Source organism: Achromobacter sp. AONIH1, from assembly GCF_002902905.1.
GTDB lineage: Bacteria > Pseudomonadota > Gammaproteobacteria > Burkholderiales > Burkholderiaceae_B > Achromobacter.
In genome coordinates this window covers 532,642-558,673 of record NZ_CP026124.1, presented here as the reverse complement: position 1 = coordinate 558,673, position 26,032 = coordinate 532,642, and the positions used below count along the sequence as shown (strand labels likewise).

Annotated in this window: 23 protein-coding genes; 11 read left to right on the top strand and 12 right to left on the bottom strand. The window is 69.5% G+C overall.

The features are described from left to right. The first annotated feature begins 104 nt into the window (after nucleotides 1-104). Nucleotides 105-2,714 (top strand): autotransporter outer membrane beta-barrel domain-containing protein, encoded by a 2,610-nt coding sequence (locus C2U31_RS02585; protein ID WP_103271411.1) that lies wholly within the window; start codon nucleotides 105-107, stop codon nucleotides 2,712-2,714. A gap of 7 nt (nucleotides 2,715-2,721) precedes the next feature. Here the strand turns inward: C2U31_RS02585 and C2U31_RS02580 are convergent, their stop codons facing one another. The 3 genes from C2U31_RS02580 to C2U31_RS02570 all read right to left on the bottom strand — a co-directional run bounded on the left by C2U31_RS02580 (nucleotide 2,722) and on the right by C2U31_RS02570 (nucleotide 5,279). Next, nucleotides 2,722-3,210, bottom strand: a complete 489-nt coding sequence (locus C2U31_RS02580) for a hypothetical protein (RefSeq protein ID WP_103271410.1) — start codon at nucleotides 3,208-3,210, stop codon at nucleotides 2,722-2,724. A 96-nt stretch (nucleotides 3,211-3,306) separates the two neighbouring features. Then, nucleotides 3,307-4,251 carry a tripartite tricarboxylate transporter substrate binding protein gene (locus tag C2U31_RS02575; protein ID WP_103271409.1) on the bottom strand — a complete coding sequence of 315 codons (945 nt, stop codon included), beginning with the start codon at nucleotides 4,249-4,251 and terminating at the stop codon, nucleotides 3,307-3,309. A 125-nt stretch (nucleotides 4,252-4,376) separates the two neighbouring features. Continuing rightward, nucleotides 4,377-5,279, bottom strand: a complete 903-nt coding sequence (locus C2U31_RS02570) for a dihydrodipicolinate synthase family protein (protein WP_103271408.1) — start codon at nucleotides 5,277-5,279, stop codon at nucleotides 4,377-4,379. A 369-nt stretch (nucleotides 5,280-5,648) separates the two neighbouring features. Here C2U31_RS02570 and C2U31_RS02565 point away from each other — a divergent pair, with 369 nt between their 5' ends. Further along, nucleotides 5,649-6,383, top strand: a complete 735-nt coding sequence (locus tag C2U31_RS02565) for a GntR family transcriptional regulator (RefSeq protein WP_233772618.1) — start codon at nucleotides 5,649-5,651, stop codon at nucleotides 6,381-6,383. Between the two features lie 19 nt (nucleotides 6,384-6,402). On the opposite strand, the gene C2U31_RS02560 is transcribed toward C2U31_RS02565, so the two are convergent. Beyond that, nucleotides 6,403-7,365, bottom strand: coding sequence for a GlxA family transcriptional regulator (locus C2U31_RS02560; RefSeq protein ID WP_103271406.1), 963 nt, complete (start codon nucleotides 7,363-7,365; stop codon nucleotides 6,403-6,405). Between the two features lie 134 nt (nucleotides 7,366-7,499). Here C2U31_RS02560 and C2U31_RS02555 point away from each other — a divergent pair, with 134 nt between their 5' ends. The 7 genes from C2U31_RS02555 (at nucleotide 7,500) to otnK (ending at nucleotide 14,538) form a co-directional block, all read left to right on the top strand. Next, complete coding sequence (locus C2U31_RS02555) at nucleotides 7,500-8,186, top strand: DJ-1/PfpI family protein (RefSeq protein ID WP_103271405.1); 687 nt, start codon at nucleotides 7,500-7,502, stop codon at nucleotides 8,184-8,186. Nucleotides 8,187-8,423: 237 nt separating this feature from the next. Beyond that, nucleotides 8,424-9,074: an aldolase gene (locus C2U31_RS02550; RefSeq protein ID WP_103271404.1), complete on the top strand. Its 651-nt coding sequence runs from the start codon at nucleotides 8,424-8,426 to the stop codon at nucleotides 9,072-9,074. Nucleotides 9,075-9,160: 86 nt separating this feature from the next. Beyond that, nucleotides 9,161-10,480: an MFS transporter gene (locus tag C2U31_RS02545; protein WP_233772801.1), complete on the top strand. Its 1,320-nt coding sequence runs from the start codon at nucleotides 9,161-9,163 to the stop codon at nucleotides 10,478-10,480. A gap of 23 nt (nucleotides 10,481-10,503) precedes the next feature. Then, entirely contained in the window at nucleotides 10,504-11,292 is a 789-nt protein-coding gene (gene otnI, locus C2U31_RS02540; RefSeq protein WP_103271402.1) for a 2-oxo-tetronate isomerase, read from the top strand. Between the two features lie 45 nt (nucleotides 11,293-11,337). After that, nucleotides 11,338-12,309: a D-erythronate dehydrogenase gene (gene denD / locus C2U31_RS02535; protein WP_103271401.1), complete on the top strand. Its 972-nt coding sequence runs from the start codon at nucleotides 11,338-11,340 to the stop codon at nucleotides 12,307-12,309. Nucleotides 12,310-12,361: 52 nt separating this feature from the next. Continuing rightward, nucleotides 12,362-13,282, top strand: coding sequence for an L-threonate dehydrogenase (gene ltnD, locus C2U31_RS02530; RefSeq protein WP_103271400.1), 921 nt, complete (start codon nucleotides 12,362-12,364; stop codon nucleotides 13,280-13,282). Then, nucleotides 13,279-14,538, top strand: a complete 1,260-nt coding sequence (otnK, locus tag C2U31_RS02525; RefSeq protein WP_103271399.1) for a 3-oxo-tetronate kinase — start codon at nucleotides 13,279-13,281, stop codon at nucleotides 14,536-14,538. The genes ltnD and otnK overlap by 4 nt, the downstream gene beginning before the upstream one ends. Before the next feature lie 85 nt (nucleotides 14,539-14,623). On the opposite strand, the gene C2U31_RS02520 is transcribed toward otnK, so the two are convergent. The 7 genes from C2U31_RS02520 to C2U31_RS02490 form a co-directional block, all read right to left on the bottom strand. Further along, the gene (locus tag C2U31_RS02520; RefSeq protein ID WP_103271398.1) at nucleotides 14,624-15,331 is read right to left on the bottom strand and encodes a FadR/GntR family transcriptional regulator; all 708 of its coding nucleotides are present in this window, start codon (nucleotides 15,329-15,331) and stop codon (nucleotides 14,624-14,626) included. Nucleotides 15,332-15,446: 115 nt separating this feature from the next. Further along, the gene (locus C2U31_RS02515) at nucleotides 15,447-16,364 is read right to left on the bottom strand and encodes a LysR family transcriptional regulator (RefSeq protein WP_103271397.1); all 918 of its coding nucleotides are present in this window, start codon (nucleotides 16,362-16,364) and stop codon (nucleotides 15,447-15,449) included. 71 nt (nucleotides 16,365-16,435) lie between these two features. Then, nucleotides 16,436-17,386: an ABC transporter ATP-binding protein gene (locus C2U31_RS02510; protein ID WP_103271396.1), complete on the bottom strand. Its 951-nt coding sequence runs from the start codon at nucleotides 17,384-17,386 to the stop codon at nucleotides 16,436-16,438. After that, nucleotides 17,376-18,404: an ABC transporter ATP-binding protein gene (locus tag C2U31_RS02505; RefSeq protein WP_103271395.1), complete on the bottom strand. Its 1,029-nt coding sequence runs from the start codon at nucleotides 18,402-18,404 to the stop codon at nucleotides 17,376-17,378. The genes C2U31_RS02510 and C2U31_RS02505 overlap by 11 nt, the downstream gene beginning before the upstream one ends. A gap of 41 nt (nucleotides 18,405-18,445) precedes the next feature. After that, the gene (nikC, locus tag C2U31_RS02500) at nucleotides 18,446-19,342 is read right to left on the bottom strand and encodes a nickel transporter permease (RefSeq protein ID WP_103271394.1); all 897 of its coding nucleotides are present in this window, start codon (nucleotides 19,340-19,342) and stop codon (nucleotides 18,446-18,448) included. 5 nt (nucleotides 19,343-19,347) lie between these two features. Next, the gene (locus C2U31_RS02495; RefSeq protein WP_103271393.1) at nucleotides 19,348-20,358 is read right to left on the bottom strand and encodes an ABC transporter permease; all 1,011 of its coding nucleotides are present in this window, start codon (nucleotides 20,356-20,358) and stop codon (nucleotides 19,348-19,350) included. Nucleotides 20,359-20,372: 14 nt separating this feature from the next. Next, complete coding sequence (locus tag C2U31_RS02490; RefSeq protein WP_103271392.1) at nucleotides 20,373-21,959, bottom strand: ABC transporter substrate-binding protein; 1,587 nt, start codon at nucleotides 21,957-21,959, stop codon at nucleotides 20,373-20,375. A 275-nt stretch (nucleotides 21,960-22,234) separates the two neighbouring features. On the opposite strand from C2U31_RS02490, the gene C2U31_RS02485 reads away from it, so the two are divergent. Further along, a complete protein-coding gene (locus tag C2U31_RS02485) occupies nucleotides 22,235-23,299 on the top strand; it encodes a DUF917 domain-containing protein (protein ID WP_233772616.1) in 1,065 nt (354 codons plus the stop codon). A 10-nt stretch (nucleotides 23,300-23,309) separates the two neighbouring features. Further along, the gene (locus C2U31_RS02480; RefSeq protein WP_103271390.1) at nucleotides 23,310-24,851 is read left to right on the top strand and encodes a hydantoinase/oxoprolinase N-terminal domain-containing protein; all 1,542 of its coding nucleotides are present in this window, start codon (nucleotides 23,310-23,312) and stop codon (nucleotides 24,849-24,851) included. Between the two features lie 164 nt (nucleotides 24,852-25,015). Here C2U31_RS02480 and C2U31_RS02475 read toward each other — a convergent pair whose 3' ends face one another. Beyond that, complete coding sequence (locus C2U31_RS02475; RefSeq protein ID WP_103271389.1) at nucleotides 25,016-25,924, bottom strand: LysR substrate-binding domain-containing protein; 909 nt, start codon at nucleotides 25,922-25,924, stop codon at nucleotides 25,016-25,018. Nucleotides 25,925-26,032 lie beyond the last annotated feature (108 nt).

Below are 26,032 nucleotides of genomic sequence, written 5' to 3'. Positions count from 1 at the left end.
CTTAGCGCAACACAAAGGCCGTTGCGGACGCGGCCGCATCCTCAGAATGCCTGGCAGGCTTGAGTGGTGGGCGTGCAAGAGTCCGCCACGACCAGGAATCCTTCATGTCCAGATATTCGCCTTTCCTCATGCCGGGGCTGCTCGGCGCAGTGCTTGTCACCTTGCCCCTTGTCAGTCGCGGCAACGAGGTGATGGTCATCGTGAATGACCGTTCGCCTGATCGCCATCGCGTGCTCCTGCCGGGTGAAAGCATCCTCCACGGTGGACTGGGGCCGGCGATTCTTGTGCGGGGTCGCGACAACAGCGTGACCGGCAGCAATATCACCATCGTCAGCGATTCCGGAGCGCCGAACGCTCCGGGGGGCGGGGTCGTCGTCCAGGGTGGCGCGGCCACGTTGCGGGATAGCACGGTGACCGTCCACGACAACGATGGTCTCGGGCTGAATGCCAATTCTTCCAATGGTCCCGCGCGTATCGATGTCACGGGGGTAGCCGTCGAGACCTTCGGCAATGGCGGGATAGGGGCCCTGGCGAACGGCGCCGATGCCAGGGTCGAGCTGATCAATTCCTCCATCCTGACGCATGGCACCTATGCCAGCGGTCTGCTTGCCATGAGGGAGGGCGCGCGAATTTCGGCCGCCGACAGCCGCATCGTTACGGAAGCGCCGGGCACCGCCGGCGCGGAGGTCGTGGACACCGGCGTGTTGGATCTGAGCAATACCCAGATTGCCGTCACGGGCGCGCGCGCACGCGGCATTGCCAGTTACGCCTCCGTGGCGGGCAGTCGCAGCAGCATCACGCTGTCCCGCGGCAGCCGCGTCGATACTCAGGATGGCGAGGCGCTGCTGGCCGCGGGCGGCGATCACGTGTTCACGCTGGATAGCTCCGACATCACCGCGCGCGCTGGCGGCGCGGTCGATGGTGGGCTGCTGCTGCGCTCGCAGTCCTCTGGCGATGCCATCGACCTGCGTACGCCCAGCGGCAGCGCCACGAGTCCTGATATCGCAACAGGGCGCATCCAGCTGAACGCCGCGGCTTCCCGGCTGCACGGCGACGTGCTGATCGAAAGCGGCAGCGCGGATATCACGCTCGGACGCGGCTCGGTGCTGACTGGCGCGCTGATCGAGCGCGGCGGCGGCCGCGTCAACCGTCTGGCGCTGGATGCGTCCAGCGTCTGGAACGTGCGCGCCGATTCCTCGCTGGCGGTGCTGGACAACGCCGGCACGGTCGCGTTCGTGGCGCCGGGCGCCAAGGGCGGCTTCAAGACCCTGACAGTCAATCAGTACATCGATGGCGGGTTACTGGTGCTGAATACGCGGCTGGGCGATGACGCCTCGCCTACGGACCGGCTGGTGATCGATGGCGGTTCGGCCACGGGCCGCGCCTCGCTGCGCATCATCAACGCCGGCGGAAGCGGAGCACAGACGACGCAAGGCATCCGGGTGGTGCAGACGCTCCATGGCGGCACGACGGCGCCGGACGCCTTCCGGCTCGATGCGGGCTCGACCGGCTTTCGCCAGAGCGCCGGCACGCTGGCCGTGAACGGCTACGAATACAGCCTGGTACGCGGCGGTCAGGGCGGCGCGGCGCCAGACTGGTATCTGACCTCCGCGCCTTATACGCCCGCGCCGCCGGCGCCCGCCCAGCGGCAGGAAATGACGCCGCAGCTTGCCGTCCAGCCGCAGGCGCCCGCCTCGCGGCCAGCCGCTGCGCCTTGGCGCAATGTGTCGCCCGAGAGCGGCGCCTACATTGGCAACCAATTGGCCAGCGCCGCGTTCTTCACCCATGGCCTGCACGATCGCGTGCCGTCATGCGGCGCTTGCGGCGAGGCCAGGGACGCCTCTGCCGAGGGCGGAGCCTCGTATCGTGGTATCTGGACGCGCGTGCAGGGCCGCCAGGACAGCGGACTGCGCATGGCGGAAGGTCGTGTCGGGATCGAGCGCAGCAGCCAGATCGTGCAGCTGGGCGGGGACCTGCTGACCGCGCCGCTGGGCGGCAAGGGGGCGGTGCACCTGGGCCTCATGGGCGGCTACGGCAGCGCGCGCAGCACATCCACCTCCAGCCTGGCGCTGCCGGGCGGCGCGACGGCGCAGGCGCGGGCGCGCGGCAAGGTCTCCGGCTATTCGGCGGGCGTGTATGGCACGTACTACCAGGATGACGCCAGCCGCATGGGCGCCTATGCCGACGGTTGGCTGCAGTACGGCCGCTTCAACAACCGGATCGACAGCGAACTGGGGTCGGCGCGCTATGACTCCACGGTGTGGAGCGCCTCGGCCGAAACCGGCTATGCGCTCCAGCCTTTCGCCGAGCGCTCGCCGCTGGGGCCGCTCGTTGTCGAGCCGCACGTCCAGCTGGTCTACAGCCACTACGATGCGCAGGATGCCGTGCTGCAGGGGACCCGCATGGGCGAAGGCAACCCCGGCGCCTGGGACGCGCATGCCGGCGTGCGCATGTATCCCGCGGCCATTGCGGGCGCGCCGGCGGTGCGTCCGTTCATGGAACTGGATTGGCTGCACCGCTTCAATACGCCGTCCGTGCGGATGGGGCCCAACACGCTGGCCGCCGCGTCCTCGCGCGACCGCCTGGAATTGACCCTGGGGGCCGAGGGGCGGATCAGTCACAGGCTGCTGGTGGCCGGCCACGTTTTTGGCTATGAGGGTCGGGGCGGCCAGCACGGCTACGGCGGCATGGTGGACGCGGGCTACCGATGGTAAGCCGGCTTCAGCCCTCCTCGCGCAGCGTGCCCGCCAGGATGTCCTCGCGCAGCGTCTCCAGGATGTGGCAGAACACCGTCGCGGGCAGCGAGGTGGCGGGCGACTCGGGCGCGCCGGTCTCATGCGCGATCGCCGCGCCCGCGGTGGACGCCAGCGCCTGGCGCAGTCCGGTGCTTTGCGACACGCGGGCGCGGATGGCGCGTTCGATCAGGCGATGGTGTTCGGGCGAGCCATAGGCGATGCGCGCGCCTTGCCAGTGCACGGCATCGCGGCGGGCGTCGTCGCCCAGGCGCTTGGCGTCCCAGCCGCTGGCCTGGAACGCGGCCGCTCGGACCGGATCACCCTCGGGAAACTTGATGCCCTGGATGAAGCCTTCGATGGAGGCGTACAGCGCGCCGTCCAGCACGAAGGGCGACAGGCAGAAGTTCGACAGCGCCTGGCCGCGCCAGTCGCTGGCGTTGGCGGAGATGTTCACGGCGGGCGGGGATGAGGACATCGGCGGGGTCTCGTCTGGCGGCGGGAGGGCCCTCAAACATACCCGCGCGGCGGGCCGGCGGCAAATGGCGCCGCCGCCGACCGCGCCTTCACGCGCCTATTGCTTCAGGTTCAGCTTGGGCATCAGCGTCTTGACCGCCTGGTTCTGCCGCTCGATGTCGGCGATGAAGGCCGGCGTGTCGGCATAGGACGGCGTGAGGTTCTGCTTGGTCATGGTTTCCTGGAACTTGGGCGAAGTGGCCAGTTCTCTGGACACCGCGCGCCATTTCTCCACCGCCTCTCGCGGCGCGTTCTTGGGCAGGCCCAGTCCGCGCCACACGCTGAACTGCAGGTCGTGGCCCAGCTCCTTCAAGGTCGGCGCGTCCAGCCCGGCCACGCGTTTTTCCGACATCACCGCCAGCGTGCGCAGCTTGCCGCTTTCAACGTACTGGCGCAGTTCTGCATAGGCCACGGTGGTGGCTTGCACGTCGCCGGCCAGCAGGCCCATGATGGCCGGCGCGGAGCCGTTGTAGGGGATGTGTTCCAGCTGTGCGCCGATCGTCTCGGCGAAGGCGCCGGCGGCCACGTGAGGAATGGTGCCGTTGCCCGCGTTGGAGAACGTGACCTTGCCGGGATTGGCCTTCGCGTACTGGATGAACTCCTGCGCGGTCCGCCATGGCGCGTCGGCGCGCACGGTGATCGAGGACGGGTCGTCGGTGAAGCGCGCGATTGGCTGGAAGTCGCCGACGGTGACCTTGCCGATGCCCATCAGCGGCACGACCAGCATTTCGGGCGTCATCAGGATCAGGCGGTAGCCGTCGTCGGAGCCGGCCACATAAGACCAGCCGATGGAGCCGCTGGCGCCGGGGCGGTTCAGCACGACCACGGACTGGGGCATCAGCGGACGCGCGGCGTCGGCGATGGCGCGCGCCGTGCTGTCGCTGCCGCCGCCAGGCTGGTAGGACACGACCAGTTCGATCGACTTGGTCGGATAGCTGTCCGCGGCCTGGGCGGCGGCGCCGCAGCAGGCGGCGGAAAGCAGGAGCAGGTTGAGCAGTTTCATGGGATTCGGGTGAGGCCTTGAGCAGGGTTGGGGCGCCGATCTCGCTGCATCGAATGCCGTCCGCGGCGCCGGCGGACGGCGGGCCGGCTTGCGCCGGCGGGGTCTTCGGGTAGGTGCGCCGGGCCTCAGCAGCCCAGCGCCTTCAGGTCCTCCAGCGTGCGCTTGACGATGGCGATGGTGCGCTCGCGCTCCTCGCCGGCCAGATCCAGGCGCGGCGGCTTCACGGTCTCGGCCGAGCCGGTGATCAGGTGCTCGGCCAGCTTGATGTGCTGCACCAGCTTGACCACGGTATCCAGGTGAAAGAGCGGCGTCAGCGCGGCGTAGAGCTTGCGCGCCTGCGCGAAGTCGCCGGCCACGGCCAGTTCCAGGAGTCGCACTGATTCCCTGGGCAGGGCATTGGCCATGCCCGACACCCAGGCCCGCGCGCCCAGCGCCGCGCTCTCGACGATCAGGTCGTCGACGCCGCAGACCACGGCCAGGCGGTCGCCGAAGCGCGACACCAGGTCGGTGACGCGGGTGGTGTCGTAGGACTCCTCCTTGATGGCGGTGATGGTGGGCGATTCCAGCAGTTCGGCCACCACGTCCGGCGTCAGGTCCACGCCATAGCCGCGCGGGTTGTTGTAGAGCAGGATCTCGAGGCGCGAGGCCTGCGCCACGCTGCGGTAGAAGGCGATCGTCTCGCGTGCGTCGGACTTATAGGTCAGGCCGGGAAACACCATCAGGCCATCCACGCCCAGTTTCTCGGCTTCGCGGGCGTAGGCGGCGGCGCGCGCCGTGCTGGTTTCCGCCAGCCCGGAGATGACCGGTACGCGGCCGCGCACCGTGTCCAGCGCGGTGCGCAGCACGGTCAGCTTTTCCTCGGGCGCGAGCTGGGCGTTCTCGCCCACCATGCCCATCATCACGACGCCGCTGACGCCATTGGCGATCAGGCGTTCCAGCCCGGCGCGGATGGCGTCGGTGTCCAGCGAGAAATCCGGTTTCAGCTTGGTGGTGACGGCGGGGAAAACGCCTTTCCATTGGATGGCCATGTGTGCGCTCCTGGGCGATGGGGAAGAAAGCAGGCGGAAATTCGGTACGGATCGTGGTTACTTTATATTGGATCCAATTCGGCGAGGTATGCCTGCACTCGATGAAATCTCCTGTGCCACCCCGCCAAATGCTGCCACGGGATCATCTGGAACCGTTATCGGGAACGGACAGGGATTTTGGATCCAATATAATTCTGTGACTAGCTTGCGGGATCCGCGCGTTCTTGTCTCTGCGGGGTTCCCCTAGTGTCCGCATTCCGGGCGTGCCGCCACCCTGGGGTGCCGCCGAGGTCCGCCGCAAGCGGCTTGCGGTTCGAAGTCGCCTGGCCAGGGCATGCTGGCCCGCCCCTTGCAGCAGAGGCTATCGCAGTGAGCAGACATTCTTCCCCGTCCGACGCCAACCCTCAGCGCATCGTGCGCAAGACCACGACGGAACTGGTGGCCGACGTATTGCGGGACCGCATCCTGTCGGGCGACATCCCGCCGGGCGAACCGCTGCGCCAGGAACTGTTCGCCGAGGAGCTGGGCGTCAGCCGCATCCCGGTGCGCGAGGCGCTGCGCCTGTTGAGCGCGGAGGGACTGGTCGACACCATCGCCCACCGGGGCGCGTTCGTGACGATGCTGTCGCGCGCGGAAGTGCAGGAGTTCTTCGAGCTGCGGCTGCGGCTGGAACCCTGGATCCTGCGCGAGGCGATTCCGCTGCTGGAAGAAACCGATCTGTCGCAGGCCTCGGACGTGGTGGCGCGCATGGACGCGGCCGAACCCAGGCAGTGGGGCCAGCTGAACTGGCAGCTGCATGAACACCTGTACCGCGCGGCGCGGCGGCCGGCGGCGCTGGGCATGATCCGCGCGCTGCATGAAAAGTCCGAACGCTATTTCCGCTTCCAGATCGTCAACGCGCCCATTCGTCAGCAGGCCCACGATGAGCATATGGCGCTGATCGCGCTGTGCCGCGAGGGGCGGGCGGACGACGCCGGCGCGGCGCTGGAGCGGCATATCGAGCAGGCCGCGGCGCAGATCCTGGCCATCGTCGACCGCTTGCTGGAGAGCAGCGCGGCCGCGCCGGGCTGGAGCGACGCGCAGGCGGGCGTCAGGTCCGCCTGACGCCCGCTGCTGTCGCGTTTCAGGCGTCGCGGTTGAAGCGCGCCCGGTAGTCGGCGGGCGAGACGCGCAGCCGCCGCTGGAACACGCGCCGCATATTGTCCGCGTTGCCGAATCCGCAATCGTAGGCGATGGCCTTGAGCGGCTGGCGGCTGCCTTCGAGCAGGCGGCGCGCGGCATCGACGCGCGCGCGCTCGATGAATTCGCGCGGCGTGATGCCGGCGGCCTGCGTGAAATGGCGCGCGAAGCTGCGCGCGCTCATGCCGGCGATGGCGGCCAGCCTGGCCACGCTGTAGTCGTCGCCGGCGTGTTCCATCACATGGGCCTGTACCCGCGCGATCGGCGTGCCCGGATCCTGTGGCGCGCTCAGGTAGGGGCTGAACTGCGATTGCCCGCCTTGCCGCTGGGCCACCACCACCAGCTTCTGCGCGATGCGCAGCGCCAGTTCCGCGCCATGGTCCTCGGCCACCAGCGCCAGGGCCAGGTCGATGCCGGCGGTTACGCCGGCCGAGGTGATCAGCGCGCCGCTGCGCACATGGATGCGGTCCGGCTCGACCCGCGCGGCGGGAAAGCGGGTCGCCAGCTCATCGGCGAATTCCCAATGCGTGGTGACGGTATGACCGTCCAGCAGCCCGGCGTGGCCGAGCGCGAAGGCGCCGGTGCAGATCGATCCATGCACGCGTGCGCGTGGGCAGGCCCGCCGCAGCCAGCCGCTCAAGGCGGAGTCGTGCGCGGGCGTGGGGCCGCCCGCCGCCAGCACCACGTCGTAGCGTTCGTTGGCGTCCGCGCAGCGCAGGTCGGGCAGCATGCGTGATCCGTTGGACAGGCGCACCGGCCCGTCCTGCGGGGACACCAGCAGCAGGCGGTAGCCAGCGCCTTCGCCGAGCATCGCGGTGGCAGCCGAAAACACATCCATGGGGCCGGCCAGGTCCAGCGCCGCCGCGTCCGGGCCGAAGGCGAGGGCGACGCTGCGCGGCGCGAGCATCAGGCCGCGCTCCAGGCGGTGGCGCGAACGGGCTTGCGTTTGGCCGGATCTGCCTGTGCCGCGGCGTTGTCGCCGGCGGGCGCCGACACTATAAAAACAGGGCGAAAACGCATAGACACTTTATCGAGGCTGTAATGAAGATCGTATGTTTCATGTACCCGGGTTTCACGGCGCTGGACCTGGTGGGACCTGTCACCGCCTGGGGCGCCATGCCGGACGTCGCGTTCGAGTTCGTGGCGTCCGCCAAGGGCGACGTGCTCACCGATTCCGGGCTGACGCTGCGCGCCACGCATGACTTTACCGACTTTTCCACCGCGCCCGACGTGCTGCTGGTGCCGGGCGGCGCGCTGCCGACGTTCGAGGCGCTGCAGGACGACGCCTTGCTGGACGCCATCGCGCGGGCGGGCGAGGGCGCGGCCTGGGTGACCAGCGTCTGCACCGGCGCGCTGCTGCTGGGCGCGGCGGGACTGCTGCGTGGCTACCGTTCGGCCAGCCATTGGACCGCGCGTCACTACCTGGACCAGTTCGGCGCGATACCCGACGCGGCCCGCGTCGTCATCGATCGCAACCGAGCCAGCGGCGGCGGCGTCACCGCCGGCATCGACTTCGGCCTGTCGATGATCCGGCACTGGCGCGGCGAAGAGACATCGAAGCTGATCGAGCTGGTGCTGGAATACGCGCCCGAGCCGCCCAACGCCTGCGGCCGCCCCGAACTGGCCGACGCCGCCACGCTGGCGCAGGCGCGCGCGCTGACCGGGCCGATGATGCCGGCGGAGCTGGTGCGGGCGGCGGCGCGGCGGCGTGGCTTCGTGGCGGGTTGAACCGGCTGCCGGCGCCAGGCCGGCGGCGCGCGTTGGCGAGCGGCCCGGCGGTTGCCGCGAGCGCGATGCCGCCTTCGATTTGATATTCAAACCTTCCGGATCCGGGTTTTCCCGGTTCCTCCCATTTTCTCAAATTTGTATGATGACCCGATAACTTAAACCCAAAGAGACACGCTGTCGCGGCGCCTCGTCCGGGCCGCGTTGGCGGCCGGCCGGGTGTCTGCCCGGCGCAAGGCCATGACCGAAGACACCCGCCCCGAATCCTGCATTCGCGAAGAAATCTGCACCGTCGGCGCCAGCCTGTACAACCGTGGCTATACCGTGGGCGCGGCCGGCAACATCAGCGCGCGCCTGGACGACGGCTGGCTGATCACGCCCACCGACGCCTGCCTGGGCCGGCTCGATCCCGCCGCGCTGTCCAAGGTCGATGCCGCCGGCAACTGGGTGTCCGGCGCCAAGCCCTCCAAGACCCTGGCGCTGCACCAGGGCATCTACCGCGCCAATCCCGAGGCGCGCGGCATCGTGCACACGCATTCCACCCATCTGGTGGCGCTGACGCTGGCTGGCGTCTGGCGTCCGGACGAAGTCCTGCCGCCGATCACGCCCTACCAGGTCATGAAGGTCGGGCGCATTCCGCTGATCGCTTATCGCCGTCCCGGCGATCCCCAGGTCGCCGCCGAGGTGGCGGCGCTGGCTGCCCAGGTGCGTGGCGCGCTGTTCGAGCGGCTGGGGCCGGTGGTCTGGGAGCGCTCCGTGGCGCATGCCGCCTACGCGCTCGAAGAACTCGAGGAAACCGCGCGCCTGTGGCTGATGAGCCAGCCGCGTCCCGAGCCGCTGGACGCCGCCGCGCTGGAGGAACTGCGCGCCGCGTTCGGCGCCCGCTGGTGATTTTTCCCGACCACCAAGCCCGCCGGCCGTGAGCAAGCGGACCGGCGCGGCGCAAGACCCTGGAGACAACGATGACCCGGATGGACATGGCCGTGGAGACGGCCGCCGGCAGCACCCCGCAGGATCCCGATGCCCGCGCCACCGCGCGCGCCTACGCCAAGGTGTTCTGGCGCCTGGTGCCTTTCCTGATGCTCTGCTACGTGATCGCCTACCTGGACCGCGTCAACGTCGGCTTCGCCAAGCTGCAGATGTCGCAGGACCTGGGCTTCAGCGAAGCGGTGTTTGGCCTGGGGGCGGGCGTGTTCTTCCTGGGCTATTTCCTGTTCGAGGTGCCCAGCAATCTGCTCATGCACCGTATCGGCGCGCGCATCTGGATCGCGCGCATCATGATCACCTGGGGCATCCTGTCCGCCCTGTTCATGTTCGTGGAGACGCCCACCGGCTTCTACGTGCTGCGCTTCCTGTTGGGGCTGGCCGAGGCGGGCTTCTATCCGGGCGTGATCCTGTACCTGACCTACTGGTATCCGGCGCAGCGCCGCGCCAAGATCATCGCGCTGTTCATGTCCGCGATTCCCGTGGCCGGCATCTTCGGCAATCCGCTGTCGGGCTGGATCATGGAAGCCTTCCACGGCGCGCACGGCCTGCAGGGCTGGCAGTGGATGTTCCTGATCGAGGCGCTGCCGGCCATCCTCATCGGCATCGTCACCGTCATGTACCTGGATAACGGCATCGACCGCGCCAAGTGGCTCAGCGACGAGGAAAAGCGGCTGCTGACGCGCGAGATCGAGGCCGACCAGAAGCAGGCCGGCGCGCAGCGCCATTCGCTGCGCGAAGTCTTCGCCGACAAGCGCGTCTGGTGGATGTGCCTGATCTACTTCACTTTCGTGGCCGGCCAGTACGGGCTGACCTTCTGGATGCCCACGCTGGTCAAGTCCACCGGCGTGAGCGGCGCGTTCAAGATCGGGCTGCTCAGCGCCATCCCCTTCCTATGCGCCATCGTGGTCATGAACCTGCTGGGCCACAGCGCCGACCGCCGCCGCGAGCGCCGCTGGCACCTGATCGTGCCGGCCCTGGCGGGCGCCATCGGTTTCGCCGCCACGGCCTCGTTCGCCGACAACACCGCGATGTCGTTGCTGTTCCTGTCGCTGGCCGCGGCTGGCGTGCTGACCTGCGCGCCGCTGTTCTGGTCGCTGCCCACCGCCTTCCTGTCGGGCACGGCCGCCGCCGCCGGCATCGCCATCGTCAACTCCGTGGGCAACCTCGCGGGTTTCGTCAGCCCCTACATGGTCGGCTACCTGAAAGACCTGACCCAGTCGACGCAGTCCGGCATGTACGTGCTGGCCGCGCTGCTGGTGCTGGGCGCCGTCGCCGTGTGGCTGACGCCGGCCCGGATGGTGAACCGTTAGCTTTATACAGACAAGGAATCGCCGTGCCGCGCCTGGCTGCAAACCTCAGCATGATGTACACCGAACATCCCTTCCTGGAACGCTTCGCCGCGGCCGCGCGCGATGGCTTCCGGGCGGTGGAGTTCCTGTTTCCCTACGAGCATCCCGCCGCCGAGATCCGTGCGCGGCTGGACGCGCATGGCCTCGCGCAGGCGCTGTTCAACGCGCCGCCCGGCGACTGGCAGGCCGGCGAGCGCGGTATCGCCTCGCTGCCCGGTCGGCAGGACGAGTTCCGGCGCGGGCTGGACCAGGCGCTGGAATACGCCGCGCGGCTGGGCAACCGCAGCCTGCACGTGATGGCGGGGCTGATCGCGCCCGGCCAGGACCGGGCCGCGCATCGCGCCGCGTACCTGGAGAACCTGGATTACGCCGCGCGTCTCGCGGCCGGCGCCGGCATCACCATCGTCATCGAACCCATCAATCCACGCGATATGCCCGGTTTCTTCCTGACGCGCCAGGACGAGGCCCAGGCCGTCCGAGCCGTGCTGGACGCGGCCAACCTGAAGGTGCAGTTCGACTGCTATCACTGCCAGATCGTCGAAGGCGATCTGACGATGAAGCTGCGCCGCGACATGGCCGGCATCGGCCATATCCAGATCGCGGGCGTGCCGGACCGGCACGAACCCGACCTGGGCGAGCTGAACTATCCCTACCTGTTCGAGCAGATCGACGCGCTGGGCTACGACGGCTGGATCGGCTGCGAGTACCGGCCCCGCGCGGGCACATCGGCCGGCCTGGGCTGGGCGCGGCCCTATCTGAACCGGGGCGCCTGATCCGGCGCGCCATGCACCCCTGAATCCGCTACGAGGCACACAGCCATGAAGATACTCATCACCGGCGGCGCCGGTTTCCTGGGCCAGCGGCTGGCGCGCAAGCTGCTGGCGCAAGGCGTGCTGACGCTGGACGGCGCGGCCGAGCCGATCTCGCGCATCGACCTGCTGGACGTGGTCGCCGCCGATACGCACGGCGATCCGCGCGCGCATGCGCAGGTGGGCGATATTTCCGACCCGGCCGTGCTGCGTCAGGCGATGGACGCCGACACGCGCGTCGTGTTCCATCTGGCCGCCATCGTCAGCGGCCAGGCCGAGGCCGACTTCGACCTGGGCATGCGCATCAACCTGGATGCCTCGCGCGCGCTGCTCGAAACCTGCCGCGCGCTGGGACACCGGCCGCGCGTGATCTTCACCAGCTCCGTCGCGGTGTACGGCGGAAACCTGCCCGAGATCGTGCGCGACGATACCGCGCTGAATCCGCAATCGTCCTACGGTACGCAGAAGGCTATCGCCGAGCTGCTGCTGGCCGACTACACGCGGCGCGGTTTCGTCGACGGCCGGGTGCTGCGCCTGCCCACCATCAGCGTGCGGCCGGGCAAGCCCAACGCCGCCGCCTCGTCCTTCGCCAGCGGCATGATCCGCGAGCCGCTGAACGGAGAGGATGCCGTGTGCCCGGTGCATCCCGGCACGCGGCTGTGGCTGCTGTCGCCGCGCGGCGCGATCGCGGCGCTGGTGGCGGGCTGCGAGCTGGACGCGGCGCGGCTGGACAGCCGCGCGCCCATCAACCTGCCCGGCGTCTGCGTGACGGCCCAAGACATGGCGCGGGCGCTGCGCGAGGTGGCGGGCGATACGGTCGCGGACCGCATCCACTGGGAGCCGGACGCGCGCGTCGAGCGCATCGTCGGCAGCTGGCCGGGCCGCTGGGACACGTCCCGGGCCGAACGGCTGGGGCTGTCGGGCGACGGCAGCTTCGCCGACATCATCCGGGCCTACATCGACGACGACCTGCCGCGCTGAGCGCGCCCGGCCGCCCGTCATCGCAACTCATCGCCGTCACTCTCTTCACACCATGAACAGCACAACTTCTTCTTCCACCTTGACCGGCCGCCGCGTCGGCGTGGTCGGCCTGGGCGCGATGGGCTCGGGCATCGCCCGCAGCCTGCGCCGCGCCGGCCTGACCGTGCACGTGTACGACGTGCGCGCCGAGGCCGCCGCCGCCTTCGCGGCCGAGGGCGGCGTGGCCTGCGCCACGCTGGCCGAGATGGCGCGGGCCTGCGATGTGATCGTCAGCGTGGTGGTCAACGCGCAGCAGACCGAGGCCGTATTGTTCGGCGACGGCGGGCTGGCCGGCGAGTTGCAACCCGGCTCGGTGTTCGTCATGTGCTCCACCGTGGATCCGAACTGGTCCGTGGCGCTGGAGGCCCGGCTGCAGGCGCTGGGCCTGCACTATCTGGACGCGCCGATCTCAGGCGGCGCGGCCAAGGCCGCCGCTGGCCAGATGACCATGATGACGGCCGGCAGCGCCGCCGCCTACGCGGCTTGTGAAGGCGTGCTGGAAGCGATGGCCGGCAAGGTCTATCGGCTGGGCGACCGCGCCGGCGCGGGCAGCAAGGTCAAGATCATCAACCAGCTGCTGGCCGGCGTGCACATCGCCGCGGCCGCCGAGGCCATGGCGCTGGGCCTGCGCGAGGGCGTGGACGCCGATGCGCTGTACGAAGTGATCACGCACAGCGCCGGCAACAGCTGGATGTTCGAGAACCGCATGGCGCACGTGCTGGCCGGCGACTATGCGCCGCTGTCGGCGGTGGACATCTTCGTCAAGGATCTGGGGCTGGTGCTGGACACGGCCCGTCATAGCAAATTCCCGCTGCCGCTGGCGTCCACCGCGCACCAGATGTTCATGCAGGCGTCCACCGCCGGCCATGGCCGCGAGGACGACAGCGCGGTCATCAAGATCTTCCCGGGCATCCGCCTGCCGGAGGCGAAATGAGCATCAAGCTGGGCTGCATCGCCGACGACTTCACCGGCGCCACCGATCTGGCCAACAACCTGGTGCGCGCCGGCATGCGCGCCGTGCAGACCATCGGCGTGCCGGGCGGTCCGCTGCGCGCGGATGCCGACGCGGTGGTGGTCGCGCTCAAGACGCGCAGCCTGCCCGCCGACGAGGCGGTCGCGCAATCGCTGGCGGCGCTGGCATGGCTGCGGGCGCAGGGCGCGGAGCAGATCTACTTCAAGTACTGCTCCACCTTCGACAGCACGCCGCAGGGCAATATCGGCCCGGTGACGGATGCGCTGATGGCCCGGCTGGGCACGGACTTCACCATTGCCACGCCGGCCTTTCCGGACAACAAGCGCACGGTGTTCAAGGGCTATCTGTTCGTGGGCGACGTGCTGCTGAACGAGTCGGGCATGCAGCATCATCCGCTCACGCCCATGACGGATCCGAACCTGCTGCGCGTGCTGGCGGCGCAGACGCGGCGCAAGGTCGGCCTGATCGACCATGCCGTGGTGGCGCGCGGCAGCGCCGCCATCCGCGAGCGCATCGCCGCGCTGCGCGCCGAGGGCGTGGAGATCGCCATCGTCGATGCCGTGTCCAACGACGACCTGCTGGCTCTGGGACCGGCGCTGAAGGGCATGCCCCTGGTGACGGCGGGTTCGGGCGTGGCGATTGGCCTGCCGGCGAACTGGGCCCTGACGCCGGGCGCGGCCACGGCGCCGGTGCGCGCGGCCGGCGCGCAGGCCGTGGTGGCGGGCAGCTGCTCGGCCACCACCAATGGGCAGGTTGCCGCGTTCATCGCCAGCGGCCGTCCGGCGCTGGCGCTGGATCCCCTGCGCATCGCCGCTGGCGAGGACGTGGCGGGCGAGGCGCTGGCGTGGGCGCGGCCCTTGCTGGCCTCGGGACCGGTGTTGCTTTATTCCACGGCCGCGCCGGACAGCGTCCGGCAGACGCAGGGCGCGCTGGGCGCGGAACGGGCCGGCGCGCTGATCGAGGCTGAGATCGCCCGCATCGCGCGCGGTCTGATCGAACTCGGCGTGCGCCAGCTCATCGTGGCCGGCGGCGAGACCTCGGGCGCGGTGGTGCAGGCGCTGGGACTGGAGCAGATCGCCATCGGCGAGCAGATCGATCCGGGCGTGCCCTGGTGTTCGGGCCGCGCGGCGGCGGTCGATGCCGACATCAGCATCGCGCTGAAGTCCGGCAATTTCGGCGCCGCGGATTTCTTCCTGAAGGCGTTCGCGCAAGACTGAGGCCGGCGCCGCGGGCGGCAGCGCGCCCCTGCGTTGGACCGTGAGCGAGTGAAACCGCCCTGCGCGCCAACGGCCGCCGTGTGGTTCAGCGGTGCGCCAGGCTCAGCCGCTTGGCGGCGTTGATCATGTGCACGCGCGCCGCTTCGCGCGCGCCTTCCACGTCCTGGCCGCGTATGGCCTCGACGATGGCGGCGTGTTCCTGCAGCACGGCGCGCATCTGGTCGGCGTGGCGCGCCTCGTTGCCGCGTGTGATGCGGGTGGCGGCGACCAGGAACTGGCTGACGAAGGTGAGCGTGGTGAGGAAGTACGGGTTGCCCGTGGCGTGCGCGATGCTGCGGTGAAAGGCCACGTCTTCCTGGACGCCGTCGCCGCCGGCGGCCACGGCCTCGGAGATCGCGGCCAGCGCCGCGTCGATGGCGGCCATGTCGCGCTTCTTGCGCCGCGCCGCGGCCTGCGCGGCGATCTCCGTCTCCAGCGCGCGGCGCAATTCCACGATATGCAGCACGGCATCCAGCGAGCGCAGCTCGGCGGCGTCGATGCGCAGCGCGCGGTTGCCGGTGGCGCCGGTGACGAATACGCCGCTGCCCTGGCGCGCCTCGACGATGCCGTCCTGGCGCAGCCGCGACACCGCTTCGCGGATCACGGTGCGACTGACGCCGAACTGTTCGGCCAGCGCGGTTTCGGTGGGCAGCTTGTCGCCGGGCTGCGCGCGGCCTTCCTGGATTTCGGCGAGCAGGCGCTTGGCGACCGTGTCGGTCAGGGTGGGCGGAGAGGAGAGTTTGGGGAACGACATGGGTCGCGGCGGCAGGGGTGGGCGGATCCGCGCCGTCCGTCTGGCAGGCGGGGGCGTCCGGGCTACGCGCAATGATAACCGCAGGGGCGCGTGCGCTTGCCCGGCGCGGGGCGGCTCAGTCCGAGGCGGCGCGGGGCGTGCTGGCGGCCGGCAGACGCGACGCCAGGAATTGCAGGAAGCTCTGGTCCGCGCGGCTGGCGCCGGCCTGTTCGTGGCGCACCAGGTAGACCGGCAGCGTCACGGGTTCCAGCGGCAACGCCGCCAGGGCGGGATCGGCCTCGGCGTAGCGGCGCGGGAGGGCGCCGATGCCGGCGCCGGCGCGCACCAGCGCGGCCACGGCATCGCAGTCCAGGCCCTCGGCCACGGTGGCGCCTTCCAGTCCGCAGCGGATCCGGTGCACGGCCAGCGCGGCCAGCGGCGCGCCGGTCTGTTCGTCTTCGTAGCCGATCACGGGCGCGCCGCGCAGTTCGCCGGACGGCGCGCCGGCGGCGGCGTAGTGCAGCATGTCCTGCTCGAACAGCGGCGCACGGCTGAGGGTCGGGCGCGCGTCGGACGCGGACACGACGCCCAGCGCGGCGTTCTTCTGCGCCAGCAGGCTGAGGATGTCGCCGCAGGTGCCGCGCTTGATGCGGAAGCGGACCAGCGGATACTCCTGACGGTAGGCGGCGATCAGGGCCGGCAGTTCGGGCCAGTGCACATGGCCGCTCAGGTGCAGGGTGACGATGCCTTGCACGGCGCTATGCGCCGCGTCCAGCGCTTCGGGCAGCGCGGTGACCAGGCGGTAGATGTCGGCGCAGTGCCGGTACAGCACCTCGCCGGCGGCGGTGGGCTGGAAGGACGCCGCGCCGCCGCGTTCGATCAGCCGGCGGTCCAGCCGCTCTTCCAGGCGGCGCAGGGCCGCGCTGACCGAGGGCTGCGTCACCGACAGCCGGTGGGCGGCCAGCGTGATGCTGCGTTCCTGCACGATCACCATGAAGGTGCGCAGCAGGTTCCAGTCGAGCTGGTTGGCGAACTTGTCCACGAGAGCGGTCATGCCGGGCGACTCATATCAGTGTGCTGTTTTACCATCTTGCCGGCCGTCAGGAGCGTGTCAGCGCGGCCCGCTCAGGCCGGCGCGTACAGATGGCAGCGCACCTCGCGCGCCGCGCCGTCGCGGTACAGCCCCGGCTGCGTCGCGTCGCAGCGGCCGGCGATGGCCTGCGGGCAGCGCGAGGCGAAGGCACAGCCGCGCGGCAGGTCGATGGGCGAGGGGATGTCGCCCTGCAGCACGATGCGGCGCTCCGGCTGGCGCGCCTCGGGCACCGGGATCGCGTCGATCAGCGCCTGCGCATAAGGGTGGCGGGGCTGGGCGAAGACCGCCTCGGTGGGGCCTTGCTCGACGATGCGGCCCAGGTACATCACCGCCACGCGCGGGCACAGCGCGCGGATCACCGCCAGGTTGTGCGAGATGAACAGATAGGACAGCTGGAAGCGCTCCTGCAAATCCTTGAGAAAGCCCAGGATCTGCGCCTGCACCGATACATCCAGCGCCGAGGTGGGTTCGTCCAGAACCAGCAGCCTGGGCTTGAGCGCGATGGCGCGGGCGATGCACACGCGCTGCTTCTGGCCCCCGGACAGTTCGTGCGGATAGCGGCTGAGGAATTGCGCCGGCAGGCCCACCATCTCCATCAGCTCGGCCGCGTGCGCGCGCAGCCTGGCGCCACGCAGATCGGTATGCAGGATCAGCGGCTCGGACACGCTGCGCAGGATGGTCATGCGCGGGTTCAGCGCCGAATGCGGATCCTGGTAGATGAACTGGATCGAGCGGCGCAGCGCGCGCAGCTCGGCGGGCGGCAGCCGGGTGATGTCGCGGCCTTCGAACATGATCTTTCCGCGCGTCGGGTCCAGCGCCCGCGCGCACAGCCGGCCCAGCGTGGACTTGCCGCAGCCGGACTCGCCCACCAGGCCCAGCGCCTCGCCGGGCGCGATGGCCAGGTCGACCTCGTTGACCGCGTGCAGCTTGCGGCCGTCGTTCATCGCGAACTCGCGCGATACGGATTGCAGCTCAAGCAGCATGGACGCGGCCTCCGGCGGTGGCCGAGGCCGGCGTCAGCAGCAGACAGGCGGCGCCGTGGCCCGGCGCCAGTTCCACGGTGGGCGGGCGCTTGACGGCACAGGCCGCGGCGGCGGACGGACAGCGCGCCTGGAAGCGGCAGCCGGCGGGCGGATGCAGCAGGTTGGGCACGGATCCGGGGATGCCCACCGGCATCTGCGCGGGCCGGCGCGGGTGCGGCACCGAGGCCAGCAGGCCGCGCGTGTAGGGATGGCGCGGCGCGTCGAACAGCGCCTGCACCGGCGCGGTCTCGACCACGGCGCCGGCATACATCACGGCGACGCGGTCGCAGACGCGCGAGATCACGCCCAGGTCGTGCGAAATCAACAGGATGGCCAGGCCCAGGTCGCGGCGCAGCTCGTCGAGCAGGTCCAGGATCTGCGCCTGGATGGTGACGTCCAGCGCCGTGGTCGGCTCGTCGGCGATCAGCAGCGACGGCGAGCCGGACAGCGCCATGGCGATCAGCACGCGCTGGCGCTGGCCGCCGGATAGCTGGTGCGGATAGCGCGTCAATTGCGTGTCGGGATTGGGCAGGTGCACGCGGGCCAGCATCTCGGTGGCATGGGCGCGGCGCTGGCGCGCGTCGCGGCGTTGTCCGCGCGGCTTGCCGGCGTCGTGCGCGGCGATCACCGCCGACATCTGGTCGCCGATGGTGAACAGCGGATTCAGGTAGGTCATGGGATCCTGGAAGATCATCGCGATCTCCACGCCACGGATGCGCCGCATGGCCGCTTCGTCCAGGCCCAGCAGGCTGCGGCCGCGATAGCGCAGGTCGCCGCCCGCCACGCGCGCCGGCGGGCTGGGCACCAGTCCGAGCACGCTCTTGGCCGTGACCGACTTGCCGCAGCCGGTCTCGCCCACGATCCCCAGGGCTTCGCCCGGCGCCACGCTGAGCGTGACGCCGTCCAGCGCCTGGTAGCAACCGTCGAAGGTATCGAAGTGCAGCTTGAAGTCGTCGAATTCGAGCAAAGGTGCGTTCATGTCAGTCGTTCCGCCGCGCGTCCGGCGCTTCGGGGGAAGCCTCAGCCTCGTTGTTTGGGGTCGAGCACGTCGCGCAGCCCGTCGCCGATCAGGTTGAAACCCAGCACGGTCAGGTAGATGGCCAGGCCGGGAAAGGCCGAGTACCACCACCATTGCGGCAGGTAGTTGCGGCCCACGGAGATCATCGCGCCCCATTCCGGCGCGGGCGGCTGCGCGCCCAGGCCCAGGAAGCCCAGGCTGGCGGCGCTGAGGATGGCCATGCCCATGTCCATCGAGGCCTTGATGACGATGGGCGAGACGCAGTTGGGCAGGATGTGGACGAACACGATACGCAGCGGGCCGGCGCCCATCATGCGGGCCGCGTCGATATAGACCTCGCCCTTGAGCGACAGCGTCTTGGCCTGCACCAGCCGCACGTAGCCCGGCCACCAGACCAGCGACAGCGCGATCATGGCGTTGAGGATGCCGGGCCCCAGCGCGCCGACGATGGCGATGGCCAGCACCAGTCCGGGCACCGACAGGAAGATGTCGGTGACGCGCATGATGCATTCCTGCACGCGGCCGCCGAAGTAGCCGGCGATCACGCCCAGCGGCACGCCGATCAGCGCGGCGATCACGGTGATGGTCAGGCCGATTTGCAACGAGGTGCGCGCGCCCAGGATCACGCGCGAGAACACATCGTTGCCCATCTCGTCGGTGCCGAACCAGTGCGCCGAACTGGGCGGAAGCAGCTTCTGCGCCAGCTTGACGCTGCCGGCGGCGTCTTCGGGATAGGGCGCCAGCCAGGGCGCGAACAGCGCCACCAGCAGGAAGCCGACGACGATGACCAGGCCCAGCATGGCGGACTTGTTGCGCGCGAAGGTGCTGGCATACAGCCGCAGCTGGCGGCCCAGGCCGTGCCGCGCATCCTGGGAGGTGGGTAGGGCGGTGGTGGACATGGTGCTCAACCCTGCTGCCGGACGCGCGGGTCCAGCAGGCCGTAGATGATGTCGATGACGAAGTTGATGAGCATGAAGCTCACGCCCAGCACCAGCGTCACGCCCATGATGGGCTGGAAGTCGGAATTCATGGTGGCCTGCACCGCGTACAGGCCGATGCCGGGCCAGTCGAACACCGATTCGATCAGCACCGTGCCGCCCAGCATCCAGCCGAAGCGCAGGCCGATCATGGCCAGCGTGGGCAGCATGGCGTTGCGTAGCGCGTACTTGGCGATCACGCGCCAGGGCGCCACGCCGTGCGCGCGCGCCGCGACGATGTAGTCCTGGCGCAGCACTTCCAGCATCTCGGCGCGGTTGACGCGGATGATGGAGGCCAGCGCCGGAAACGACAGCGCCAGCGCCGGCAGCAGCATGTAGGACAGCGCCGACAGGAAGGTGTCGACGTCGCCGTGCAGCAGGCTGTCGATGGTGTAGAAGCCGGTGATGGTGTCCGGCGGAAAGGCCAGCATGTCGAGCCGGCCGCCCAGCGGCAGCCATTCCAGGTGCTGGGCGAAGGCGTATTTCAGCAGCAGGCCCAGCGAGAACATCGGGAAGGCCACGCCGGACGTGGACAGCAGGCGGATCAGGTGATCGGGCCAGCGGTTCTGTGTGGCGGCGGCCAGCGTGCCCAGCGCCACGCCGCCGACGATGGAAAGCAGGATGGCGAAGCACACCAGCTCCAGCGTCGCGGGGAAATAGCGCAGCAGGTCCTGGAACACCGGCCGGGTGGTGGTGATGGAGCGTCCCAGGTCGCCCTGCACGACGCCGGCGAGATAGCCGCCGAACTGCGCCACCACCGGCTTGTCCATGCCGTACTCGGTGCGCAACGTCTGGACCATGGCCTCGGTGGCGTTCGGGCCGGCGGCCAGCCGGGCCGGATCGCCCGGCGCCACGTGCGAGATGGTGAAGGTGATGGCCAGCAGGCCCGCCACCATCAGCAGCATGAAGGCCGAGCGTTTGACGATGAAGCGCAGCATGGGGCGTGACGGTCCTAGCGGCCGATGTACAGCGGGTACAGGTCGAACTCGCTGGCCATGCGGATGGGCGAGTCCACCAAGCCCTGCACGTAGTCGCGCGTGGCCGTGTTGCGGTCGCGGATCATGCCGAAGATCTCGGGCTGGTCCGCCACGATGCGGCGCTGGATCTCTTCATACAGCGGCTGGCGGTCGGACCAGGCCGGCAGCGTGCGTGCGCGGTCGATCAGCGAGAACAGTTCCGGGTCGTCCAGGAAATGCGTGGCGTAGTACTGGCCCCAGGAACCCTTGTGATACATGTAGGCCACCGGGTCCGGATCGATCGACATGGTGGTGCTGAAGGACGCGAATATGTCGGGCGAGGTCTCGGCCTTGGCGCCGCGCGCCACCATGTTGGGCCAGGTCAGCGGCACCATGCGGATCGTGATGTTCAGCGGCTTGAGATTGTCGATCAGCAACAGGCCCATCTGGCGCTCTTCCTCCAGCCCCTGCACGTAGACGTATTCCAGCTCGATGCCGCCTTGCGGCCACTTGGACTTGGCCAGGTATGCGCGGGCCTTGTCCATGTCGCGGCGCGGCATGTCGGGCACGGCCACATGGCCCTTGACCGACGGCGGGAAGGGGCTGTCCATCAGCCGCGCGCGGCCGTTGTAGATCTTCAGCAAGGAGTCGTAATCGAAGGCGTAGGCCAGGGCGCGGCGCAGGTTCAGGTCTGACATGTACTTGCCCTGCGTATTGAATTTCAGACCGAATCCGCCCATGCCGGTGCCGGCCTTGCGGCCGATCTTCACGCCCTTGACCGATTCGAGCTGGTCCAGGTCCTCGGGCGACAGGCTGCCGGCGATGTCGATCTCGCCGCGCGCCAGCGCCGCGCGGCGGCTGGAGTTCTCGGTGATGACGCGGTAGATGATGCCGCCCAGGCGCGCCTTCTCGGGCTGCGGCCAGCCCTTCCAGTAGCCGTCCCAGGCTTCCAGCTCGTACAGGGAATTGGGTTCGACGCGCTTGACGCGGTAAGGGCCGGAGCCGGCGGTGTGATCGGTCAGCCATTGCTGGCCATAGTCGCCATTGTGCTCGTTGGCCATGGCCTGCTTGACGTTGACCACGTACCACCAGGGCAGCAGGCTGAGGAAGGCCGCGTAGGGACGGCTGAGCGTGAAGCGCAGCGTCTGCGGGTCTTCGACGCTGATGTTCTCGGGCTTGAGGAAATCGGTGTACATCCAGGCCGGGCCCTTGTTCAGCTTGAGCGTGCGCTCGAACGAGGCCTTGACCGCGGCGGCGTCCACCGGATCGCCGTTCTGGAATTTCGCGCGCGGGTCCAGCTTGAAGGTCCAGACGGTGGCGTCGTCGTTGACGGTCCAGGACGTGGCCAGCCAGGGCTTGAGCTCGACGGGGTCGCCCTCGTACTTGAGCAGCGCGTCGTAGGTGGCCTGCTGGATGGTGCGGATCGAGAAGTCGTACTTCTGCGCAGGGTCCATCACCGACACGGCCTGCTGGCCGCCGATGACCAGGATGCGCTTGCCGTTGGCGGTCTCGAACGCATGCGAGGCGAGCGGCGCGCAGGCGATGGCCGCCGCCAGCAGGAAGTTGCTCAGACGATGCCGCATTGGTGTTTCCCCTTGTATGTCGCGTGCCGGACGCTGCCGGAGTCTGTACGCCGATATTTGCAGATGGACCCGGCGGCGGCAAATAAATACGAAGAATGCGGCGCATAGGCGCAGCGCATGCCGCCGCATGATTTGGGTTTATGCGAGGCATGCACAGATTCAATTTGCCCGGGCTTGGAAGCGCGCAGTAATGTTTGGCCACCTTCCCGGTTCACCAGAGACTTCATCGAACCATGCTATCTGTAGCCGCAAGCACGCAAACCGGAACGCGCGTCGTGTCCGCCGAAGAGATGGAAGCCCTGGCCGTGGGCGCCTGGATACTGGGCACCGGCGGCGGCGGTGATCCGTACCAGAAACTGCTCAACATGCGCCAGCTTTACAAGAAGGGCTATCGCGCCTCGCTGCTGGACCCCATGTACCTGAACGAGGACGACCGCGTGGCGGTGGTCTCGGGCATGGGCGCGCCGCTGGTCGGCCAGGAACGGCTGGCCGATCCGCATTTCGCGGTCAAGCCGGTGCGCATGATGGAGGAATACTGCGGCCAGCGCTTCCGCGCCATCATGGCGCTGGAAATCGGCGGCGGCAACGGCCTGCAACCCTTCATGGTGGCCGCGCTGATGGGCCTGCCGGTGGTGGACGCCGATAGCATGGGCCGCGCCTATCCCGAGGCCCAGATGACCAGCTTCGCCGTGCGCGGCCTGCCCATGTATCCGCTGGCCGTGGCCGACATCCGCGACAACGAGGTCATCGTCACGCGCGCCGCGTCGGCCACCTGGGTCGAGCGCCTGAGCCGCAAGGTGGTGGTCGAGATGGGTTCCACCGCCGCCACCTGCAAGACCCCGCGCAGCGGCGCCGAGGTCAAGGAACACGGCATTCTCTACACCGTCAGCAAGGCCATCCGGCTGGGCGAGGTGGTGCTGCGCGCGCGGCGCCAGCACGACGACGTGATCGGCGCGGTGCTGCAGGAATCCGGCGGCAAGCGCATGTTCAGCGGCAAGGTCGTGGACGTGGAACGCCGCACCACGGCGGGCTTCCTGCGCGGCCGCGCCGTGCTCGAGGGATTGGGCGAGGATCGCGGCTCGCGCTACACGCTGCATTTCCAGAACGAGTTCTCGGTGGGCGAGCGCGACGGCGTGCCCGAGGTCATGACGCCGGACCTGATCTGCGTGCTGGACTCGGTCAGCGGCGACGGCATCGGCACCGACGTGCTGCGCTTCGGCCAGCGCGTCAGCGTGCTGGCGCTGCCCGCGCCCCAGGTATTCACCAGCGAACGCGGCCTCGAGCTGGTCGGCCCGCGCGCGTTTGGATTCGACATCGACTATCGCACCGTCTTCGCGTGAAGCAATCGCTATGAAACACATTGGCATCGACGTAGGCGGCACCAACACGGACGCCGTATTCGTGCAGGACAACCAGGTCCTCGGGGCGGTCAAGTCGCCCACCACTTCCGACGTGACCACCGGCGTGCGGCGCGCGCTGGCGGCGCTGATCCAGGCCTGCCCGCAGGCCGCGGCGCCCGAGGCGGTGATGATCGGCACCACCCATTTCACCAACGCGGTGGTGCAGCGGCGCGACCTGGAGCCCGCCGCCGCGCTGCGCGTGTGCCTGCCGGCCGCGGCCTCGCTGCTGCCGTTCTGCGACTGGCCCGAGGACCTGGCGCAGAAGGTCAACGGCGGCACCTATCTGGTGCAGGGCGGCCATGAGTTCGACGGCCGCGAGCTGATGCCGCTGGACGAACGCGCGGTGCGCGACGCCGCCCGCGCCATCCGCGCCTCGGGCGTGTCGACCGTGGCGATCAGCGGCGTGTTCTCGCCGCTGATCGGCGACGCCGAGTTGCGCGCCGGTGAGATCCTGAAGCAGGAGCATCCGGATTGCCGCATCACCTATTCGCACCAGCTTGGCCGCATCGGCCTTCTGGGCCGCGAGAACGTCGCGCTGCTGAACGCTACGCTGATCGACCTGGCGCACAAGACCACCGACGCCTTCGTGCAGGCGCTGGCCGACAGCGGCATCGACGCGCCGCTGTTCCTGACGCAGAACGACGGCACCGTGACGCTGGCCGAGAACGCGCGCGACTTCCCGGTGCATTCCTTCGCGTCGGGGCCGACCAACTCCATGCGCGGCGCGGTGTTCCTGGCCAAGATCAATGACGCGGTGGTCTGCGACGTGGGCGGCACCACCGCCGACGTGGGCTGCGTGCAGAACGGCTTCCCCCGGCAGGCCAACAACATGGTCGAGGTGGGCGGCGTGCGCACGGCCTTCCGCATGCCGGATCTGCTGTCCATCGGCGTGGGCGGCGGTACGCTGGTGAACCCGGATACCCTGCAGATCGGGCCGGTCAGCGTGGGCCACCGGCTGCTGCAGGAGGCGCTGGTGTTCGGCGGCAATCAGCTGACCTGCACCGACATCGCGGTGGCGGCGGGCCTGGCCGACATCGGCGACCGCTCGCGCGTGGCGCACCTGAGCGCGGCCACGGTGAAAGGCGCGCTGGCGCGCATCCATGAAGCTATCGCCGAGGCCAGCGACCGCATGAAGAGCGACGCGCGCGACGTGCCGCTGATCGCGGTTGGCGGCGGCTCGGTGCTGATTCCCGACCGCGTGGCGGGCTTCTCGGAAGTCGCGCGGGTGGCCAATCACGCGGTGGCCAACGCCGTGGGCGCGGCCATCGCGCAGGTGTCGGGCGAGGTCGACCAGATCTTCACCAACCTCGGCCGCGAGGAACTGCTGGAACAGGCGCGCAAGATCGCCGTGGGCCGCGCGGTGGCCGCCGGCGCCGACGCGGATACCGTCACCGTGATCGAGCAGGAGGACATTCCGCTGGCCTACCTGCCGGGCAACGCCGTTCGGGCGCGGGTGCGGGTGGTGGGCGAGATCGCAGGCCGCGCCGGCTGAACAGGGCGGGGCTTCGGCATCGGATGATTGCAGTGCCGAGGCTGTTGCCGGACAGCCTTCGGTTTTTCAGGCCGGCGGCGCGCGAGCGCCGCCGGTTTTTTTTTGTCCGTCCGCGCGGGCTTGCGTGATGCCGAGTCTTGGCGCGAATGGGCGCGGTGGCGTCTTCAGCCGCCCGCCTTGCCGCCGCGCTCGTCGCGCGCCGCATGCAGGCAGTCGATGAAGCACTGGGCCGCCGGCGTGGGCGGTGAATCGGCGCGCGTCACGATGCATACGCGCGCGGCGGGCAGCGCGTGGTCCAGCGGCACCATGCGCAAGGGGCGCGGCAGCAGTTGATGCTCGAACAGGTCGCGCACGAAGATGCCCAGCGCGTCGCTTTCGGCGATCAGGGCCAGGCCCACGGCGATGGACTGGCAGGGGATCACATCGCGGGGCGGCGGCAGGCCGTGGGCGGCATAGGCCAGGCGCAGCAGGTTGGACGGCGACTCGATATTGCCCGGCACCAGCCAGAGCGCCTCGTGCAGCTCGGCCAGGCTGCGCGCGCGGCGCAGCGGATGGCCGACGCGCGCGCCTACCGCCAGCGGCAGGTCGTAGAGCGTGGCGCGGGTGAAACCGTCGTCGATCTGGCCGCCGTATTCGGTCTGGACCAGCAGGTCGTAATGGCCGGATTCGAGCAGTTCGTGGCTGTGCGGCGGCGCGACTTCGTTGAAGGAAACGGACACGCGCGGCATGCGCTGGCGGAAGTCCCTGAGCGCGCCCGGCAGCACGGTCAGCGCCGACGAGCTGACCGCCAGGTGCAGCGAACCGCCGGCGCCGTCCTTCATCTGGCCGATCTCTTCCTGGGCGCGGCGCGTTTCCTGCAGGATCAGCACGGCGCGCTTGTACAGCGCCTGGCCGTAGGCGGTCAGCTCCACGCCCTTGGGGCTGCGGCGCACCAGCTCGGCGTCCAGGCTTTGCTCCAGCTCGCGCAGGTTGCGCGTGGCCGCCGGCTGGGTCAGGTGCAGGGCGCGGGCGGCGGCGCGGATGCTGCCGTGTTCGGCGATGAGGACGAAGGTGCGCAGCTGGCGCAGGTTCATGGGCGGACTTCCGGAAGGCGCGGGGTATCAGGAAAAGCTTTCACTGGAACGAAAATACTATCTTTTCCTTATCGTCAGCCATCCGTATATTCATGGCCATCGCAGCGG